This is a genomic window from Hyphomonas sp., assembly GCF_046313975.1.
Classification (GTDB): domain Bacteria; phylum Pseudomonadota; class Alphaproteobacteria; order Caulobacterales; family Hyphomonadaceae; genus Hyphomonas.
In genome coordinates this window covers 135,835-153,676 of record NZ_JBKBXB010000001.1, presented here as the reverse complement: position 1 = coordinate 153,676, position 17,842 = coordinate 135,835, and the positions used below count along the sequence as shown (strand labels likewise).

Sequence of the window (17,842 nt, the reverse complement as noted above, 5' to 3'; positions counted from 1 at the left end):
CGCGACCCGGCCGTTTCGCACGGCCTTCGGGCGCTTCCGTTATTTCTTTTTTCCGAGGCCGATCTGCTTCGCATGGCGCGAGCGCAGCTTGGCATAGTTCGGTGCCACCATCGGATAGTCCGCCGGCAGGTTCCACTTCGCCCGGTATTCCTCCGGCGTCATGTCATACCGCGTCCGCAGGTAGCGCTTCAGCATCTTCAGCTTCCGCCCGTCTTCCAGGCAGACGATATATTCCGGCATCACCGACTTGTTCACGGTCACGGCCGGTTCCGGCTTCTCCTGCGGGGCGGAGCTGTCCCGGCTCAGTCCCACGATGGTTGAATGCACGGTCTTGATCAGGTCCGGCAGTGCGCCCGCCTGCAAGGCATTGTTGGCCACATAAGACGACACGATTTCAACGGTCATCTCGAGCAGCTCGGATTCCTCAAGTTCTTTCATTGTCCCACCCCATACTGAACCTGTATTCGAGGAACCAGAATTCAGTGAAGGAAATCGTTTAATTGTAATAACAGACTTCCGGCAAGTATCTAAGCCGCATCCTCATGAAATAATTGAATGAATGCCAATTATAGAGGCGATGCGCGTCCTGTAGCGCCGCCTGTTGCTCCGGCGGGCCGGGGCGCGTAAACAGCCCCTGACTCAGCTCCCAGAGGATCCCAGATGGCCGACGCCGCGCACACGTCCCAGTCGCTCAATGACAGCTTCTTCTCGGCAACGCTCGCCGAGCGCGACCCGGAACTGGCCGCCGCCATCGGCAAGGAAGCGACCCGCCAGCAGCACCAGATCGAACTGATCGCCTCGGAGAACATTGTTTCCCGGGCAGTTCTTGAAGCCCAGGGCTCGATCCTGACCAACAAGTATGCCGAAGGCTATCCCGGCAAGCGCTATTATGGCGGCTGCGAATTCGTCGATATTGCCGAAGAACTCGCCATCGAGCGGGCAAAGAAACTCTTCAGTTGCGGCTTCGCCAACGTCCAGCCGAACTCCGGCAGCCAGGCGAATCAGGGTGTCTTCCAGGCCGTCCTCAAGCCCGGCGACACCATCCTCGGCATGAGCCTCGCCGCCGGCGGCCACCTGACCCACGGCGCCAAGCCCAACCAGTCCGGTAAATGGTTCAATGCCGTCCAGTACGGCGTGCGCCCGGATGACCATCTGATCGACTTCGAGGAAGTCTCGCGCCTCGCCCGCGCCCACCGCCCGCATATGATCATCGCCGGCGGCTCCGCCTATCCTCGCCAGATTGATTTCCGCCGCTTCCGCGAGATTGCTGATGAAGTCGGCGCCGTCTTCCTGGTGGACATGGCCCACTTCGCGGGCCTCGTCGCCGGCGGCGTCCACCCGAACCCGCTCGACCATGCCCACATCGCCACCACCACAACGCACAAGACCCTGCGCGGCCCGCGCGGCGGCATGATCCTGACGAATGACGAAGCGCTCGCGAAGAAGATCAACTCGGCCATCTTTCCGGGCATTCAGGGCGGCCCGCTGATGCACGTTATCGCCGCCAAGGCAGTATCCTTCGGCGAAGCGCTGACGCCGGAATTCCGCGCCTATGCTTCGCAGGTCGTGGCCAACGCCCGCGCGATGGCGAAGGCGTGCAAGGAGGCCGGCCTGGATGTAGTCTCCGGCGGCACCGACACGCACGTCGCGCTGATCGACCTGCGCCCGAAAGGCGTCACCGGCAAGGATGCCGAAGCCGCCCTCGAGCGTGCCTTCATCACCTGCAACAAGAACGGCATCCCGTTCGATCCTGCGCCGCCCACCATCACCTCCGGCATCCGCGTCGGCTCGCCCGCCGGCACCACGCGCGGCTTCGGCGAGGCCGAGTTCACCCAGATCGGCAAATGGATCGGCGAGATTGTCGATGCGCTTGCGACGCAGGACAACGGCGCTGTCGAAGAGCGCGTGCGCGGCGAAGTCCAAGCCCTTACGTCCCGTTTCCCCATCTATGAAGGTCTGGGAGCCTGAAGCCCGTTGCGGTGTCCTTTCTGCGGATCAGAAAATACTTCGGTCAAGGACAGCCGCGCGGCTGAAGACGATACCGCTGTGCGCCGCCGCCGCGTCTGCGACAGTTGCGGCGCCCGCTTCACCACGTTCGAACGCGTGCAGCTGCGCGAGATCATGGTCGTCAAGCGCGACGGCAAACGTGCGCTGTTCGACCGCGAGAAGGTGCAGCGCTCCATCCTCGTCGCCCTGCGCAAACGCCCGGTCGACCGTGAACGGATCGATCAGATGGTCTCCGGCATCGTCCGCAAGCTGGAAAGCGGCGGCGAGTCCGAAATTCCGTCCTCGGAGGTTGGCGAGCTGGTGATGGAAGCGCTGAAGCGGGTCGATCCCGTCGGCTATGTCCGCTACGCCTCCGTCTACCGCGACTTCAAGGATCCGAGCGACTTCGCGCAGTTCATCGAGAAGGCCGCGCTGGATGAAGAAGACGCGGGCGAGGCATGAGCCCCGTCCGCATCACCCTCAAACTCGCCACCTCCCTCGACGGCCGCATCGCGCTCGCCGACGGCACCAGCCAGTGGATCACCTCCAGCGCCTCCCGCGCCCGCGCGCATGAGCTGCGCGCTGCGCATGACGCCGTCATGGTCGGAATCGGCACCGTCCTGAAGGACGATCCGCTGCTCACCGCCCGCACCGTGCCGCTGCCCGACCGCCAGCCGCTGCGCCTCGTCGCCGACTCGCAGGCCCGCACACCGCTCACCTCGAAGCTGATGACCACACTCAACGCTGCCCCCGTCGCCATCGTCACTGCCGGCGCAGAAGCCCCGCAGCACGCCGCCGCCGGCGCGCAGGTCTGGCGCTGCGGCAACACCATCCGCGTCAACCCGCAGGATTTCGTCCGCCGCGCTGCTGCTGAAGGGATCAATACGATCCTGATCGAAGGCGGCGGCCAGCTCGCCGCAAGCTTCGTCCGCGCCGGCCTGATCGACGAGATCGCCTGGTTCCGCGCGCCCATCCTCATCGGCGAGGAAGGCCTCTCCGGCATCGGCGCCCTCGGACTCACCGACCTGAAGACTGCGGCGCGCTGGCGCCCTGTCGCGACGGAACGGATTGGAGACGATGTGCTCGATACTTATGTTCGATCTGAGCAATAGGCCGAAGCAGGAAACGCCCCATGTTCACTGGCCTTGTCACCGATGTCGGCACTGTCCGCAGCGCGGAGCACCGCAACGGCCTGACACGTTTTGAGGTCGAGAGCGGCTATCCGCCTGAACAGATCGCCATGGGCGCCTCCGTGCTGCACTCCGGCGTCTGCCTCACCGTGGTGGATAAGGGGCAGGGCGCCCGCGGCGCCTGGTTCGCGGTTGAGGCTGTCCCCGAAACCCTGTCAAAAACCACCCTCGGCAGCTGGCAGCAAGGCTCCCGCGTCAATCTCGAACAGAGCCTCAAACTCGGCGACGAACTCGGCGGCCATTTCGTCTTCGGCCATGTCGACGGCGTCGGCGAGATCGTCTCGGTCGAGCCGGAAGGCCAGTCCTTCCGCGTCACCATCCGCCCGCCCGCCGCCATCGCGCGCTACTTCGCCACCAAGGGCTCCGCCGCCATCGACGGTGTCTCCCTCACTGTAGCGGCAGCCCTGCCAAACGGCGACTTTCAGGTCGCCATCATTCCCCACACCTGGGACGTGACAACCCTCGGTACACTGAAGGCCGGCACGAAGGTAAACCTCGAGATCGACATGCTGGCGCGCTATGTGGCGCGCATGATTGGCGCGGATGCGCCGCAAGGGAGCTGACCCATGGACAGCGATTTTCACTCTGCCATCTCCTCCATCGAGGAAATCATCGAGGACGCCCGCAACGGGCGCATGTTCATCCTCGTCGATGCCGAAGACCGCGAGAACGAGGGCGACCTCGTCATCCCCGCCACCTTCGCCACGCCCGAAGCGGTCAACTTCATGGCCCGCTATGGCCGCGGCCTCATCTGCCTCGCCATGACTCAGGAGCGCGCCCACACGCTGCGCCTCGACATGATGACCCGCAACAACCGCGAAAGCATGGGCACGGCCTTCACCGTCTCCATCGAAGCGAAAGAGGGCGTAACCACCGGCATTTCCGCACATGACCGTGCACGGACGATCGCCGTCGCCATCGACCCGACGCTCGACCATGATGACATCGTCACGCCCGGCCACGTCTTCCCGCTGATCGCCAAGGAAGGCGGCACCCTCGTGCGCGCGGGTCACACCGAAGCCGCCGTCGATATCTCCCGCATGGCCGGCCTCTATCCCGCCGGCGTCATCTGCGAGATCATGAATGATGACGGTACGATGGCCCGCCTGCCGGAGCTGGTCGCCTTCGCCCAGCTGCACAATCTCAAGATCGGCACCATCGCTGACCTCATCCACTGGCGCCGCCAGAATGACCGTTTCCTCGAGCGCCGTGTCGAAGCCCCGCTCGACTCCGCTTTCGGCGCCGGCTTCCGCACGGTCTGCTTCCGCAACGCACTCGACAATTCCGAACACATTGCCATCGTCCACGGCGACATCACACCGGACTCCACCACGCTCGTCCGCGTCCACCGCACGGATGTCCTCGCCGACATCCTCGGCGAGAAGGGGCCCCGCGAGGGTCTCGTCGCCAAGGCGATGCGGATCATTGCCGAAGCGCCCGAGCCCGGCGTCGTGGTTTTCGTCAACACCATGCACCCGAACGCCATAGCCGAGCGCCTCGGCCTCAAATCCGCCGCCCCGCGCGACCCCACCGCGCCGCTGCGCGAATACGGGGTCGGGGCCCAGATCCTGCGTGATCTCGGCGTCCGGCGCATGATTTACCTTTCCGATACGCAGCCCACCCGCGTTGCGGGGCTTGACGGCTACGGCCTGACGATAGAGGGCTGGCGCCGCCTGAACGAGGAGACCCCCTGATGGCCGACCGCGTCCTTGTCGCGATCTCGCGTTACTACAAACATATCAGCGACGAGCTGGAGGCTGGCTGCCTTGAGGCGCTGGAAGCCGCCGGTGCGAAAGTCACCGTCATGGAAGTGCCGGGCGCCTTCGAAGTGCCGGGCCTCATCGCCATGGCCGCCGATTCCGGCCGGTTCGACGGCTTTGTCGCCCTCGGCTGCGTCATCCGCGGCGAAACCACCCATTACGACTATGTCTGCGGCGAGAGCGCCCGCGGCCTGATGGACCTGATCGTCCAGCGCCGCCAGGCTATCGGCTACGGTATCCTCACCGTCGAAAACGAGGCCCAGGCCCTCGCGCGCGCAGACCGCAAGCGCAAGAACAAGGGCGCCGAAGCGGCCAATGCCTGCCTCGCGATGATCAAGTTCCGCAAGGAGCTCATTCGTTGAGTTCCCAGAAAATCCCCTTCGACGTCACCCGCGCCCGCCGGGCCGGCGCGCGCCTTGCCGCCGTGCAGGCGCTCTACGAGATGGACCAGACGGAGAAATCCGCCCGCGCCACCATCCGCGACTTCATGGAAGACCGCCTCGGCCTCGGCCCGGACGGCGCGCCCGTCGAAGAGGCCGATCCCGACCTCTTCAAGGCCATCGTCAACGCCGTCGTCGAACACCAGGCCCGCATCGACAATGCCATCCTCGGCCGCCTCGCCAAGGGCTGGAAACTTACCCGCCTCGACACCACCATGCGCGCCCTCCTGCGCGCCGCCGGCGCCGAATTCATCGCCCATCCGGAACTCTCCGAAGCAGTCATCCTCGACGAATACGTCTCCCTGGCGCACGACTTCTTCGAAGAAACCGACGCCAAATTCGCCAACGCCGTCCTCCAGAACATCGGCCACGACCTGCGCGGCTAACCTGTAAAAAGCTGGAATCGCCTGTAACGGCCGGCAAACCGCAAAGACAAATCCCAGAGCGAACCAAACCCCGTCGCTCTCTTTTCGTGTCATCCCGGCGAAAACCGGGACCCGGAGGCCGCCACGCGCGTCGCCTCAAGTCTGGGTCCCGGATCGGCGGCGCAATGCGCCTTGTCCGGGATGACAGGAAATGGAAATCGGAAACATAAACCGGCCAGCCCTAGCTGCGTCCGGCCAAAAGTACTGCACTCATCCCTCAATCCGCAAACACGCCGATCACTGGCACATGGTCTGACGGTTTCTCCATCGCGCGCGCCTTCCGGAAAATCTCGCACCCCGTCAACCGGTCGGTCATGCGGGGGCAGGTGAGGACGTGGTCGATGCGGATGCCGTGATCCTTCTGGAAGGCGCCTGCCTGATAATCCCAGAAAGTGTACTGATGTGCCCGCCCGTCACACGCGGCGAACGCGTCCGTTAGGCCGAGATGTTTCAGCCGCCGGTAAGCCGCGCGCGTGTCCGGCAGGCCGAGTGCGTCGGTATTCCACACCGTATCGTCCCAGCAATCCTCCGCGGCCGGGATGGCGTTGTAGTCGCCGCAGATCACGAAGGGCTGCTCATCGCGCAGCATCGCCGCTGCATGGCGCTCCAGCGCGTCCATCCATTCGAGCTTGTAGTCATATTTCTCGCCCGGCGCCGGATTGCCGTTGGGCACATAGACGCCGGCAACCCGGACCGGCCGGCCGGCCAGCACGGTCGCCTCGATATAGCGGGCCTGATCGTCCTTCAGCGTGCCCATTTCCTTCGTCACATCCTCCAGCGGATATTTCGACAGGATGGCGACGCCGTTATAGGTCTTCTGTCCATGAATGGCACAGTTCCAGCCTTGTTCCTCGATCTCGAGATAGGGGAAGGCACTGGTCTCGCACTTCAGCTCCTGAAGGCAGACAACATCCGCCTCGATGCTCTTCAGCACCTCGAGAACCGTCGGCAGGCGTGCCTTGATCGAATTGACATTCCAGGTCGCGATACGCATGCCCCTTGCATAACAGCTTCGCCCCATTGTTCCAGCGGGAGGGGGGGCCTATAATCCCGCAAATCATCAGGAGCAGGCTCATGGCCCCAGGTTGGATGCAGATTTTGTTGGTGGTCGTCGTAGCGATCCTGCTGTTCGGCGGGCGCGGACGCATCTCCTCGATCATGGGCGACATGGCGAAGGGCATCGGGGCCTTCCGCAAGGGCCTGAAGGATGAGGACAAGGGCGCCAACAAGGACGACCTTGTGAACATCACCCCGAAGAAGGACGAATCGAAGTCCTCTTCGTAATTCGCTGACCGGAGGGCGCATCGCCATGCTGCCCGGCATCGGGTTTTCCGAAATCCTCGTTCTTGGTCTTGCGGCGCTGATCTTCATCGGCCCCAAGGACCTGCCGCTGATGATGCGCAAGCTCGGCCAGTTCGTCGGCAAGGGCCGGCGCATGGCGCGGGAATTCCAGGCCGCTTTCGACGACATTGCCCGCCAGAGTGAGCTGGAAGAACTGAAGAAGGAAATCCAGGAGCTGAAACGCTCCAACGCCATGACGCAGGCGCAGGAAGACCTCGCCGCGGTCGAGGCGGACATCAATTCCGCCGTCATGCGCGATCATCCGTCCGCGCCTGAAACGGAGCCGGGCGCCGAGCCTTCCAAAGGGGAGGGCAAGGCATGAACTATGTGCCGCCGAAGGATGAGCAGCCCGAGATCAATGACGAGATCGAATCGAGCCGCGCCCCGCTGCTCGACCATCTGATCGAGCTGCGCTCGCGCCTGATCAAAAGCCTGCTGGCGCTGGCAGTGGCCGCCATTGGCTGTTTCTGGCTGGCAGGGGATATCTATGAGCTTCTGATCCGCCCCTTCGCCGCCATTGCTGAAGACCTGCGCGGCGCGCCGCTGGAGTTCATCTTCACCGCGCCGATGGAATTCTTCTTCGCCAAGCTGAAGCTTTCTGTCTTTGCGGGGGTCTTTGTCGCCTTCCCCTTCATCGCCTGGCAGGTCTACGCCTTTGTGGCGCCGGGCCTTTACAAGAACGAGCGGGGCGCCTTCTGGCCCTATCTCGTGCTGGCCCCGGTCCTGTTCTCGCTCGGTGCGCTGTTTGTCTATTTCCTGATGTTGCCGATGCTGGCGAACTTCACGGTTTCGATGGAACAGGTCGACTCCGCCGGCACGACCATTCGCCTCGTGCCCAAGGTTGCCGACTATCTCTCCCTCGTCATGGCCCTGATGCTGGCCTTCGGGATTTCCTTCCAGCTGCCGCTGATCCTGACCCTGCTCGGCCGGATCGGAGTGGTGTCCTCCGGCATGCTGGCCAAGGGGCGCAAGTACGCCATCGTCGGCATCCTGGCCTTCGCCGCGATCTTCACGCCGCCCGATCCGATGTCCCAGATCCTGCTCGCCGTGCCGGTTTACCTGCTCTACGAAATCTCGATTTTCAGCGTCAAACTGATCGAGAAGCGCACAGCTGCAGCAGACGCAGCAGCGGCCTGACCCTTATGGGACAAGGTCTTACCTGCAGGCTCCCGGTTGCATTTTTCTTGCAGGGCCCCGAATGTGGGCGGCGGGTAATCAACCGGGTCCCGAGAAGCGAGGAGCCTCCCGCGTGGCGCGCGTAAGAAGCGTTTTGCTGGTCGATTTCGACAACGTCTACGGGGCGACCAGCGAAGACGTTGTGTCGTCATTGTCCAATTGGCTGCTCTGGCTGGAAGACGGCGCCTTCTCGCCGGGCGGAAAGCGGCGGACATTCCTGCACAAGCGCGTCTACTGGAACCTGCAATTCGACCGCTTCCGCCCGGAATTCGAGGAAGCCGGCTTCGAGGCCTTCAACTGCCGCGCCCTCGCCAAGCGCAAGATCAGCGCCGGCAAGAGCTCGGCCGACATCGTCATCACGATGGACGCCATCGAACTCGCCCTGCAGACGAAAAAGCTCGAGGAGCTGATCGTCCTGACAACGGACTCAGACTTCGTGCCTGTGGTCAACCGCGTGCAGAATCCCGGTCTGCGGGTCGTCACGGCGGGCAAGGAAACCGACCCGACCTACGAACTCTACAGCCAGCACGCCGATGCGGTGATCCATATCGCCGCCCTGAAGGCCGGCTTCAGTTACCAGCGCACCCCGCGCAGATGGTACCAGCTGCGCTCGCCGCCGCCGCAGATTGCGCCGCTGACCATCCAGCGCGAGCGCCAGTCTGCGCTGATGGGCCGGGTGCGCGATGCGCTGACTGCATCCGAAACCCCGCCGCGCCCCGGTGGGCCTTCGCCGGACCTCGCGCGCGCGGCCGATATCGTCAAATCGCTGGGCGAGCGGATGCCCGATCAGGTTCTCTCGAAAACCAAGATCGTGCGCGCCCTAACGGTCATCACCGGCTTCACGCCGACCTATCAGAACGGCATCCGCCCCTGGCTCGGCCACAAGAACTTCGCCGCCCTGATGCGCCGCCTCGCGCAGATCTATCCGGAGATCGAGGTGCGCAGCCTCGGCAAGGGCAAGGTCGAAGTGATCTGGCGCGATGGCGGCAGCGCCCAGAGATCGGTCTCCGCCGGGGCAGAAGACGCGCCGCGCGAGGAGGCCCGATCGCCTGCGGGCGAAGAGTACGAGCCCGCCCCGCGGCCCATTACCAGTCCCGCTTGATTTTTGGCCTGACCATCCGTCAGTGGACAGAAGGGGGCGGCGCGGATTAGAGCCTTGCCCCGTATCCCGTATTCCATTCCAGACCCGAGTTTCCCATGTTCGACATCCGCGCGATCCGCGACAATCCCGAGCCCTTCATCCGCGCCTGGAACCGCCGCAAGGCGGGGCTGGGCGATGAGTCGGTGGCAAAGATTCTGGAGCTTGATGCGAAATGGCGCGCGGCCACCTCGGCCAAGCAGGAAGCCGAGAGTGCGCGCAATGCCAATTCAAAACTGATCGGGCAGGCGAAGGCGAAAAAGGATGAGACGGAAGCCGCGCGCCTGATGTCGCTGGTGGCGGATGCCAAGACCACAATCGAAACTGCCGGCGAGGAAGAAGAGAAAGCCCGCAAGGCGCTCGACGATGTGCTGATGGGCCTGCCGAACCTGCCGCTGGATGAAGTGCCGGAAGGCACGGACGAGCATGGCAATATCGAGAAAGGCCGCTGGGGCGAGCCGAAGCGGATCAACGATCCCAAGGACCATGCCGATCTTGGCGAAGCCCTGAAAGGCCAGGGCGGCTTCTCCCTGATGGACTTCGAAGCTGCCGCCCGGATGAGCGGCGCGCGCTTTGTCGCCTTGCACGGTCAGATGGCCCGCCTCGAACGCGCCCTCGCCAACTTCATGCTGGATATTCAGACTACGGAGCATGGCTATCAGGAAACGAGCGTGCCGCTGCTGGTGCGCGATCAGGCGCTGGTGGGTACGGGGCAACTGCCGAAGTTTGAAGAGGATTTGTTCTCGGTTGACGCTTCTAAAGCCATGTATGAGCACTATCACTCGTCACGCATGCTTTTGGAGAATGACAATCAGCTTTTTGAAGAGTTTTCTCAGTACGCCGCTGACAGCGTGCCTGCGGAACTGAGAGCGAGAATCGACGCTCACAAACGTGCTCTCAATCTTCTACGTCAGTCGCTTCAAAGCAAAGAAGAACAGATCAACACTCGATACCTCATCCCAACCTCCGAAGTCCCGCTCACCAATCTCGTCCGTGAACAGATCCTGGAGGCGTCGCAGCTGCCGCTGCGGTTCACCGCGCACACGCCCTGCTTCCGCTCCGAGGCCGGCAGCGCCGGGCGCGATACCAGGGGCATGATCCGGCAGCACCAGTTCTACAAGGTCGAACTTGTCTCCATCGTCGCCAACGAGGAAGAGGGCCTGAAGGAGCTCGACCGGATGACCGCCTGCGCCGAGGAAGTGCTGAAGCGCCTCGAACTGCCCTTCCGCCGCATGCTGCTTTGCACCGGCGACATGGGGGCAGGGGCGCGCAAGACCTATGACCTTGAAGTCTGGCTGCCCTCGCAGAACACCTACCGCGAAATTTCGTCCTGCTCCTATTGCGGCGACTTCCAGGCCCGCCGGATGGACGCGCGCTACCGCCCCGAACCCAAGGCCAAGACCGAGTTCGTTCACACCCTCAACGGCTCCGGCCTCGCGGTCGGGCGCACGCTGGTCGCGGTGCTGGAGAATTATCAGAACACGGACGGATCGATCACCGTGCCGAAAGCGCTTGTGCCGTATATGGGCGGGGTTGAGGTCATAAAGTAAGGCCAAGGCCCCCTCTCCCGTAAACGGGTGAGGGGAGATAGAGGGATAGAATGCGCATCCTCCTCACCAACGACGACGGCATAAACGCCCCCGGCCTCGCGGTGCTGGAAGACATTGCCAAGGAGCTGTCCGATGACATCTGGATATCGGCGCCCGAAGAGGAGCAGTCCGGAAAGGGGCGGGCGATTTCGCTGACGCAGCCGGTGCGGGTGCGCAAGGTGGGGGCGAAGGCATGGGCGGTGTCGGGGACGCCGTCGGATGCCGTGCTGCTGGCAACGAAAGAGCTGATGCTGGAGCCGCCGGACCTTGTGCTCTCCGGTGTCAATCGCGGACAGAACATCGCCGAGGATACGAGCTTTTCCGGTACGGTGGCCGCCGCGATGTTCGGCATGCAGATGGGCATTCCCTCTATCGCGCTCAGCCAGGCGCAGAACTTCCGCGACCGCGGCTCGCTGCCCTGGGCAACGGCAAAGGCATGGGGCGCACGCACGCTGCGTCCGCTGCTGGATATCGGCTGGCCGCCTTCGGTCGTGCTCAACGTGAACTTCCCGGATGTCGAGCCCGGCGATGTGCGCGGCATCCGCATCACGCGGCAGGGCGCGCGCGACGAAACCATCCTGCACACCGACCGGCGCGAAGACCTGCGCGGGAATGACTATTACTGGATCGGCTATCGCGGAAAGCTTTCCCGTCCCGATGAAGGCACTGACCTGCGCGCGATCTATGAGGGCTATGTTTCGGTCTCGCCGCTGCATGTGGACTTGACGCATGAGGTGTTCCTGCAAACCCTGCGCGAGACATGGCAGGACTGATCGCCGACCCGTTCCGCGCTGCGCGGCTCTTGCTGCACCTCCGGCAGGAGGGCGTCACCGATGCGCGGGTGCTGACGGCGATGGAGACCATCGACCGGGCCGCCTTCGTGGATGATGAAAGCCTCGCCCCGCTCGCATTCGAGGATGCCGTCCTGCCGATCCCGTGCGGGCAGGTGATCCTTCGCCCGGCGGCGACAGGTCATCTCCTTCAGGCGCTCGCCCTGCCGGAGGACCGGACGGCGCGCGTCCTGCTGATCGGGTTCGGCTCGGGCTATTCCTCTGCTCTGGTCGCCAGCCTTGCCGGGCAGGTCTATGCGATTGACCGTTACGCCACGCTGGTCAGCGAGGGGCGCGCGCGGCTCGAACGGCTAGGTATCGGCAATGTCACCGTCTGCCAGGCGGACGGCCTCAATGGCTGGCCTGAGCCGGAGAGTTTCGACCGGATCGTGTTGATGGGCACGGTCAGCGATGTGCCCGAAACGCTGCTCGCCCAGCTGGCGAAAGGCGGGCGTCTGGTGGCCCCTTCGGGCGAGGGGAAAGGGCGCAGCATCGCCGTGCTCAGCCGCGATGGCGAAATCTCCCGAACCCCGTTCTTTCAGCAGGTTCTCCCCCTTGTGGAGGGCAAGGCCGGCACCATGTGACAGCCTGCAGGGGGCGTTTGCCAAGGCCAGCCCCCCCCGCTATACGGCAGCTTGCTCAAGATTAAGGCTGGATTCGAGGAGATACGGGCATGCGGAACAAACTGGCAGTGGCGCTCGCCGCCATGACGATGATTGCAGCCCCAGCCTTTGCCGGCGCTGCCGCCCCGGCGGGCCCCTCCATCATCACTCAGCTGCTGTTTTTCCTGCCGCTGATCCTGATCTTCTACTTCCTGCTGATCCGTCCGCAGCAACAGCGCGCCAAGAAACACGCCGAGATGGTCGCCGCCGTGAAGCGTGGCGATACGGTCGTTACTTCCGGCGGCCTGATCGGCAAGGTCAACAAGGTCAGCGACACAGAAATCTCGCTAGACCTCGCCGACAATGTCCGTGTGCGGGTGGTCAAGCAGATGATCATCGAAGTGCGCAACAAGGCCGAGCCGGTTCCTGCAAACGACTAACGGCTCTGCCGGCCTGTCCGGCTGACCCCTGGAAAGCACCATGCTGCAATTTCCCCCCTGGAAAGTGATTCTCGTCCTGCTCGTGCTCACCTGGGGCGTGGTCATGTCGCTGCCAAACGTGGTTAACATGTCGGGCGCGCCGAGCTGGGTGCCGCACAAGGCGGTCAATCTCGGCCTCGACCTTCGCGGCGGCGTGTATCTCGAGATGGAGATTCCCGAGGATGAAGTGATCGGGTCCCGGCTGGCGGTGTTTGCGCGGGATGTACGCACCGCCCTCGCGCGCACGGATGCGCACGCGCAGGTGCCACACCTCGCCGAAGTGCATGGGCGCACAATGACCGTGCGGCTGACGCGGCCGGATGCTTCCGGCAACTACCCTATCGAGGATGCCATCCAGCGTATCGACCGCGTGAACGGCCCTCTGGAAGGCGGTCTCGCGGGCGGGAAAACTTACAATGTCGTGCGAGGCGGCCTCGACTCCATCATCATCACGGTGCCGGAAAATTCCGTGAACCTGATGATGACAGACGCGCTCAGCAAGACCCGCACGATCATCACGCGCCGGATCGACCCCGATGGTGTTGCAGAGATTTCGCTGACCCCGTCCGGCACCAACCGCCTGATCCTCGAAGCACCCGGCGAACCTGATCCTGAACGTCTGAAAGATCTTCTGAGCCGTGACGGCAAGATGACCTTCAATCTCGTCGATGACAGCCCGTCCTCGATCGCCGCGGCGCAAGCGGGCGTGCCCAAGCCCGGGTATCGCCTGCTGACGGGACCGGAGACGGGGCCGCTGCTGATCCGCGACATTCCGGAACTCGTCGGCTCTGACATCGCGACCGCGAGCCAGGGCTTCGGCGATGGCAACCGGCCGGAGATCAACTTCCGCCTCAATGGCAACGGCGCCCGCAAGTTCTTCGAAACAACGCGTGCGAACGTCAACAAGCGCTTCGCGATTGTGCTCGACGATGTGGTCATGTCTGCCCCGAACATCAACGAGCCGATCCCCGGCGGAAACGTTCGCATCACGGGCAGCTTCACCATCGAGGAAGCGCAGGACCTCGCCGCCATTATTGCGGCGGGTGAAATGCCGGCGAAGGTACAGTTCCTAGATCAGCGCGTGGTTTCCTCGACCCTCGGTGAGGATTCGATTCAGTCGGGCTATACGGCTGCGGCTGTTGGCCTTGGCCTCGTCGCCATCTTCATGATCCTTGCTTACGGGCTGCAGGGCATATTCGCCGTCTGCTCGCTGGTGATGAACATCGTCCTGATCTTCGCCTGCCTTTCCGGCCTTGGCGCGACGCTGACCCTGCCGGGTATCGCGGGGATCATCCTGACCATCGGTATGGCGGTGGACGCCAACGTGCTGGTGTTCGAGCGTATCCGCGAGGAGCAGCGATCGGGACGGTCCGTTTGGACGGCTGTGCAGGCAGGTTATGAACGCGCGCTGATCACCATCCTCGATTCCAACCTGACCACGCTGTTCGCCGCAGCCATCCTTTACTTCCTGGGCTCCGGCCCGGTGAAAGGTTTCGCGGTCACGCTGGCCTTCGGAATCATCACCTCCGTGTTCACGGCCTTTGTTTTCACCCGCATGCTGACGGTTTTCTACATGAAAGCCTTCAAGCCAAAAAGCCTGGCAATGTGAGGGGCGAAGACCATGCTGATCAAATTCTGGCCCGCTGAAACCAAGATCCCCTTCATGCGCTACCGCTTTGTCGGGGCGGCGCTGTCGATCATCATGATCGTGGGATCCCTTGGCCTGCTGTTCACCAAGGGCCTCAATCTCGGCGTGGACTTCGCTGGCGGTTCGGTCATCGAAGTTCTCGAAAGCGAGACCGTCACCGTCTCCGAAGTCCGCAGCCGGATCCCCGGCGGATTGACTGTGAACTCGGCCGAGAGTTCCGGAAACAAGCTCGTCGTCATACGCTTCGGCGAAGTGGACAGGGCGCTCCTCGGGCCGGAGTTCGCGGCGCTGACACCGGAGCAGCAGGATGAGCGCGCCTCGGTCGCCTCAAACTCGTTCGTGGTCAACGCGCTGAAGCGTGAGTTCAATCTTGCGGACACCGACATTCTGAAGAACGATTCCGTCGGCCCGAAAGTCTCGGGCGAGCTGTTCGTCGAGAGCATGATTGCCCTCGGCGTCGCTTCGCTGGTGATGCTGGCCTACATCTCGTTCCGCTACAGCTGGTCCTATGCGGCGGGCGGCATTGCGGCCCTGGTGCATGACGCCATCGGCACGATGGGCCTGTTCTCGCTGCTCGACATCGAGTTCAACCTGACGACCGTTGCCGCGCTTCTGACGATCATCGGCTATTCGATCAACGACAGCGTCGTGGTGTTCGACCGCGTTCGCGAGGTGCGGCGGAAGTACAAGCAGATGCCGGCGACCGAAGTCATCGATATTGCCACCAACCAGACTCTATCGCGCACGATTCTGACTGGTGGCACGACGCTGATCGCGATCCTCGCCATTGTCATCTTTGGCGGGCCGGTGCTTCAGGGCATGAGTGTTGCCATGATTTGGGGCATCCTGATCGGCACTTATTCGTCGATCTTCTTTGCCGCCGCGATCGTGCTGATGCTGGGTGCGGACATCCGTTCTCACCAGCCTGACAAGACCCCGGGCTTCGAAGGCGTCCCCTGATTTGAGCCCTTCCGTCCACAAACAAAAAAGCCGGCCCCGAAAGGCCGGCTTTTCTTTTGGCTTTTGACAGGCCTCAGACGTTGAAGCGGAACAGCATCACGTCGCCGTCCTGCACGACATACTCCTTGCCCTCGGAGCGCATCTTGCCGTTGTCCTTTGCGCCAACTTCGCCGCCGAAGGCTATGTAGTCGTGATAGGCAATCGTCTCGGCGCGGATGAAACCCTTCTCGAAATCGCCGTGGATGACACCGGCAGCTTTCGGCGCGGTCCAGCCCTTGCGGATGGTCCAGGCGCGCGCTTCCTTCGGACCGGCGGTGAAGTAGGTCTGCAGGCCGAGGAGTTCATAACCGGCGCGGATCAGGCGGGTGAGGCCCGGCTCTGTCAGGCCGAGAGAGGCGAGGTATTCATCCCGGTCCGGACCATCGAGCAAGGCGAGTTCGCTCTCGATCTGCGCCGAGAAAACCACGCAGCCTGCGCCTTCCTGTTTCGCGCGCTCTTCGACACGGCGCGAATAGTCATTGCCGGTTGCCGCGCTCGCTTCGTCAACGTTCGCGACGAACAGGATAGGTTTCGAGGTCAGCAGCTGGAGCATGTTCCAGGCCTTGAGATCGTCCTCGGAGACCTTCGCACGCCGGGCAGGGCGGCCTTCCTTGAGTTCGTCCAGCGCCAGATCCATCAGCGCCACCTGTGCCTTGGCGTCCTTGTCACCCGTGTTCGCCCGCTTGATGATGTTCGCCTTGCGCTTCTCGAGACTGTCGAGATCGGCGAGCATCAGCTCGGTTTCGACCACTTCGAAGTCCGCCACAGGATCGACCTTGCCGCGCACATGCGTGATGTCGTCATTGTCGAAGCAGCGCAGCACATAGATGATCGCATCCGTCTCGCGGATGTTGGCGAGGAACTTGTTGCCGAGGCCTTCGCCCTGGCTCGCCCCTTCGACGAGGCCGGCGATGTCCACAAAATTCATGCGCGCCGGCACGATCTCTTTCGAGCCCGCCACTTTGGCCAGCTTGTCGAGGCGCGGCTCCGGCACGGCAACTTCGCCTACGTTCGGCTCAATGGTGCAGAACGGGTAGTTGGCGGCCTGCGCCGCAGCCGTCTGGGTCAGCGCATTGAACAGGGTGGATTTGCCAACGTTCGGCAGGCCCACGATCCCGCATTTGAAGCCCATGGCTCCCATACCTCCGGATTAACTGAACCGGGGCCTTAGCCGCTTTCGCTGTGCAAAAACAGGCACAAAAATCGCTTCGCAGTGCAAATGGGTGGCAACGCCGCCCGCTGGGGCTATTCTGTCCCGGTTAACCGTATCAGAAGGGTACAGGCGCCCATGAGTTATGACATTTTCCTCGTCTCCGCTGTGGAGGACCGGGACACTGCCAAGCTGGTCGCGCGGCGCCTGCGCGCCCTGAAGTTCAAGGTCTGGTTCGATCAGAAGCAGGTCGATGAGACCTTTGACGCCAAGGATGCCCGCGATGCGATGAATTCGCAGTCCATGCTGGTGCTCTGGTCCGCCGCTGCGGTGAAAAGCGACTGGGTGCGCGCCGCGGCCTCTGTGGCCCATTCCCGCGCCGGGGCGCTGGCCGAAGCCGCGCTCGACAAGACGATCCCCTACGAGCCCTTCCGCCAGCACAAGCGCTTCAGCCTCGACGGCATGACCTCTCGCAAGACGCCGGATGGTTTCGTCCAGCTGATCGAGGAACTCGGCCGCCGGCAGGGCCGCACGGACCTGCGCGACTGGATGGGCTTTACCGCCCAGCAGGAAGACGAACGCCTCGACTGGCTTGCCGCGCACCCGGAAGACCCGCTGGCGCTGGACGCGAAGAAGAAGCGCGAGAAGGACCTTGGCATCAAACCCGCGCCGGCACGCGAAGCGATTGGCGCCGCAGCCCTTGCCGCTGCTTCGATGCGCGTGAGCCCGCCGGTTCCGCCGCCGTCAGCCGGGCCCGCCCGTCCGAATGGCGCGGCGCCGCTCAAATCGGACGGGGCCCTCACCACTGCAACGATGGCCGAGGAAGCCCTCGGCATGGGCACGATGGCAGCGGTCGGCACGGCCATCTTCGCGATGCTGATACTGGCCTGGGCCTTCCGCTCGCAGCCAGCCGCTGGCCCTGCGGGCATCAGCAGCCCGGCGATCGCGAATTCGCGCCTCGCCATCGAAGCCTGCCCGGCCGGCACGGTGCCGCGCTCGATGCTGCGCGTGCTGGAACCGGGCCCGATCATCGATGACACCCAGCCGCAGATCATCGACGATACGTCGGAACAGCCGGGCTGATCCTCC

Annotated in this window: 21 protein-coding genes; 18 read left to right on the top strand and 3 right to left on the bottom strand. The window is 63.5% G+C overall.

Annotation, left to right across the window (positions count from 1 at the left end; all coding sequences use genetic code 11):
- Positions 1-39: 39 nt before the first annotated feature.
- On the bottom strand, positions 40-438 hold the full coding sequence (locus ACK4TE_RS00675; RefSeq protein ID WP_409909531.1) for a MucR family transcriptional regulator: 399 nt from the start codon (positions 436-438) through the stop codon (positions 40-42).
- Between the two features lie 222 nt (positions 439-660).
- Between ACK4TE_RS00675 and glyA the strand changes: the two genes are divergently transcribed.
- The 7 genes from glyA to nusB are packed head-to-tail and all read left to right on the top strand — an operon-like array spanning position 661 to position 5,762.
- Positions 661-1,968: a serine hydroxymethyltransferase gene (glyA, locus tag ACK4TE_RS00670; protein WP_409909530.1), complete on the top strand. Its 1,308-nt coding sequence runs from the start codon at positions 661-663 to the stop codon at positions 1,966-1,968.
- 6 nt (positions 1,969-1,974) lie between these two features.
- On the top strand, positions 1,975-2,448 hold the full coding sequence (nrdR, locus tag ACK4TE_RS00665; protein WP_409909529.1) for a transcriptional regulator NrdR: 474 nt from the start codon (positions 1,975-1,977) through the stop codon (positions 2,446-2,448).
- Positions 2,445-3,098 carry a RibD family protein gene (locus tag ACK4TE_RS00660; protein WP_409909528.1) on the top strand — a complete coding sequence of 218 codons (654 nt, stop codon included), beginning with the start codon at positions 2,445-2,447 and terminating at the stop codon, positions 3,096-3,098. Before nrdR ends, ACK4TE_RS00660 begins: the two co-directional genes overlap by 4 nt.
- 20 nt (positions 3,099-3,118) lie before the next feature.
- Positions 3,119-3,739, top strand: coding sequence for a riboflavin synthase (locus ACK4TE_RS00655; protein ID WP_409909527.1), 621 nt, complete (start codon positions 3,119-3,121; stop codon positions 3,737-3,739).
- Between the two features lie 3 nt (positions 3,740-3,742).
- Positions 3,743-4,870, top strand: a complete 1,128-nt coding sequence (gene ribB, locus ACK4TE_RS00650; protein WP_409909526.1) for a 3,4-dihydroxy-2-butanone-4-phosphate synthase — start codon at positions 3,743-3,745, stop codon at positions 4,868-4,870.
- Positions 4,870-5,298, top strand: coding sequence for a 6,7-dimethyl-8-ribityllumazine synthase (ribH, locus tag ACK4TE_RS00645; protein ID WP_409909525.1), 429 nt, complete (start codon positions 4,870-4,872; stop codon positions 5,296-5,298). The genes ribB and ribH overlap by 1 nt, the downstream gene beginning before the upstream one ends.
- Complete coding sequence (nusB, locus tag ACK4TE_RS00640) at positions 5,295-5,762, top strand: transcription antitermination factor NusB (RefSeq protein ID WP_409909524.1); 468 nt, start codon at positions 5,295-5,297, stop codon at positions 5,760-5,762. The genes ribH and nusB overlap by 4 nt, the downstream gene beginning before the upstream one ends.
- A gap of 256 nt (positions 5,763-6,018) precedes the next feature.
- Here the strand turns inward: nusB and ACK4TE_RS00635 are convergent, their stop codons facing one another.
- A complete protein-coding gene (locus ACK4TE_RS00635; RefSeq protein ID WP_409909523.1) occupies positions 6,019-6,795 on the bottom strand; it encodes an exodeoxyribonuclease III in 777 nt (258 codons plus the stop codon).
- Between the two features lie 80 nt (positions 6,796-6,875).
- On the opposite strand from ACK4TE_RS00635, the gene tatA reads away from it, so the two are divergent.
- The 10 genes from tatA to secF all read left to right on the top strand — a co-directional run bounded on the left by tatA (position 6,876) and on the right by secF (position 15,564).
- Positions 6,876-7,085: a twin-arginine translocase TatA/TatE family subunit gene (tatA, locus tag ACK4TE_RS00630; protein ID WP_409909522.1), complete on the top strand. Its 210-nt coding sequence runs from the start codon at positions 6,876-6,878 to the stop codon at positions 7,083-7,085.
- 25 nt (positions 7,086-7,110) lie between these two features.
- Positions 7,111-7,464, top strand: coding sequence for a Sec-independent protein translocase protein TatB (tatB, locus tag ACK4TE_RS00625; RefSeq protein ID WP_409909521.1), 354 nt, complete (start codon positions 7,111-7,113; stop codon positions 7,462-7,464).
- Positions 7,461-8,279, top strand: coding sequence for a twin-arginine translocase subunit TatC (tatC, locus tag ACK4TE_RS00620; protein WP_409909520.1), 819 nt, complete (start codon positions 7,461-7,463; stop codon positions 8,277-8,279). Before tatB ends, tatC begins: the two co-directional genes overlap by 4 nt.
- A 112-nt stretch (positions 8,280-8,391) precedes the next feature.
- Entirely contained in the window at positions 8,392-9,420 is a 1,029-nt protein-coding gene (locus tag ACK4TE_RS00615) for an NYN domain-containing protein (RefSeq protein WP_409909519.1), read from the top strand.
- Positions 9,421-9,515: 95 nt separating this feature from the next.
- On the top strand, positions 9,516-11,006 hold the full coding sequence (gene serS, locus ACK4TE_RS00610; protein ID WP_409909518.1) for a serine--tRNA ligase: 1,491 nt from the start codon (positions 9,516-9,518) through the stop codon (positions 11,004-11,006).
- Between the two features lie 50 nt (positions 11,007-11,056).
- The gene (gene surE, locus ACK4TE_RS00605) at positions 11,057-11,818 is read left to right on the top strand and encodes a 5'/3'-nucleotidase SurE (protein WP_409909517.1); all 762 of its coding nucleotides are present in this window, start codon (positions 11,057-11,059) and stop codon (positions 11,816-11,818) included.
- Positions 11,806-12,459, top strand: a complete 654-nt coding sequence (locus ACK4TE_RS00600; RefSeq protein ID WP_409909516.1) for a protein-L-isoaspartate O-methyltransferase family protein — start codon at positions 11,806-11,808, stop codon at positions 12,457-12,459. Before surE ends, ACK4TE_RS00600 begins: the two co-directional genes overlap by 13 nt.
- A 128-nt stretch (positions 12,460-12,587) precedes the next feature.
- Positions 12,588-12,917: a preprotein translocase subunit YajC gene (yajC, locus tag ACK4TE_RS00595; RefSeq protein ID WP_409909574.1), complete on the top strand. Its 330-nt coding sequence runs from the start codon at positions 12,588-12,590 to the stop codon at positions 12,915-12,917.
- A gap of 40 nt (positions 12,918-12,957) precedes the next feature.
- Positions 12,958-14,565, top strand: coding sequence for a protein translocase subunit SecD (gene secD / locus ACK4TE_RS00590; RefSeq protein WP_409909515.1), 1,608 nt, complete (start codon positions 12,958-12,960; stop codon positions 14,563-14,565).
- Between the two features lie 12 nt (positions 14,566-14,577).
- Complete coding sequence (secF, locus tag ACK4TE_RS00585; RefSeq protein WP_409909514.1) at positions 14,578-15,564, top strand: protein translocase subunit SecF; 987 nt, start codon at positions 14,578-14,580, stop codon at positions 15,562-15,564.
- 73 nt (positions 15,565-15,637) lie between these two features.
- Here the strand turns inward: secF and ychF are convergent, their stop codons facing one another.
- Complete coding sequence (gene ychF, locus ACK4TE_RS00580) at positions 15,638-16,735, bottom strand: redox-regulated ATPase YchF (RefSeq protein WP_409909513.1); 1,098 nt, start codon at positions 16,733-16,735, stop codon at positions 15,638-15,640.
- Positions 16,736-16,891: 156 nt separating this feature from the next.
- Here ychF and ACK4TE_RS00575 point away from each other — a divergent pair, with 156 nt between their 5' ends.
- A complete protein-coding gene (locus ACK4TE_RS00575; protein ID WP_409909512.1) occupies positions 16,892-17,836 on the top strand; it encodes a toll/interleukin-1 receptor domain-containing protein in 945 nt (314 codons plus the stop codon).
- Positions 17,837-17,842 lie beyond the last annotated feature (6 nt).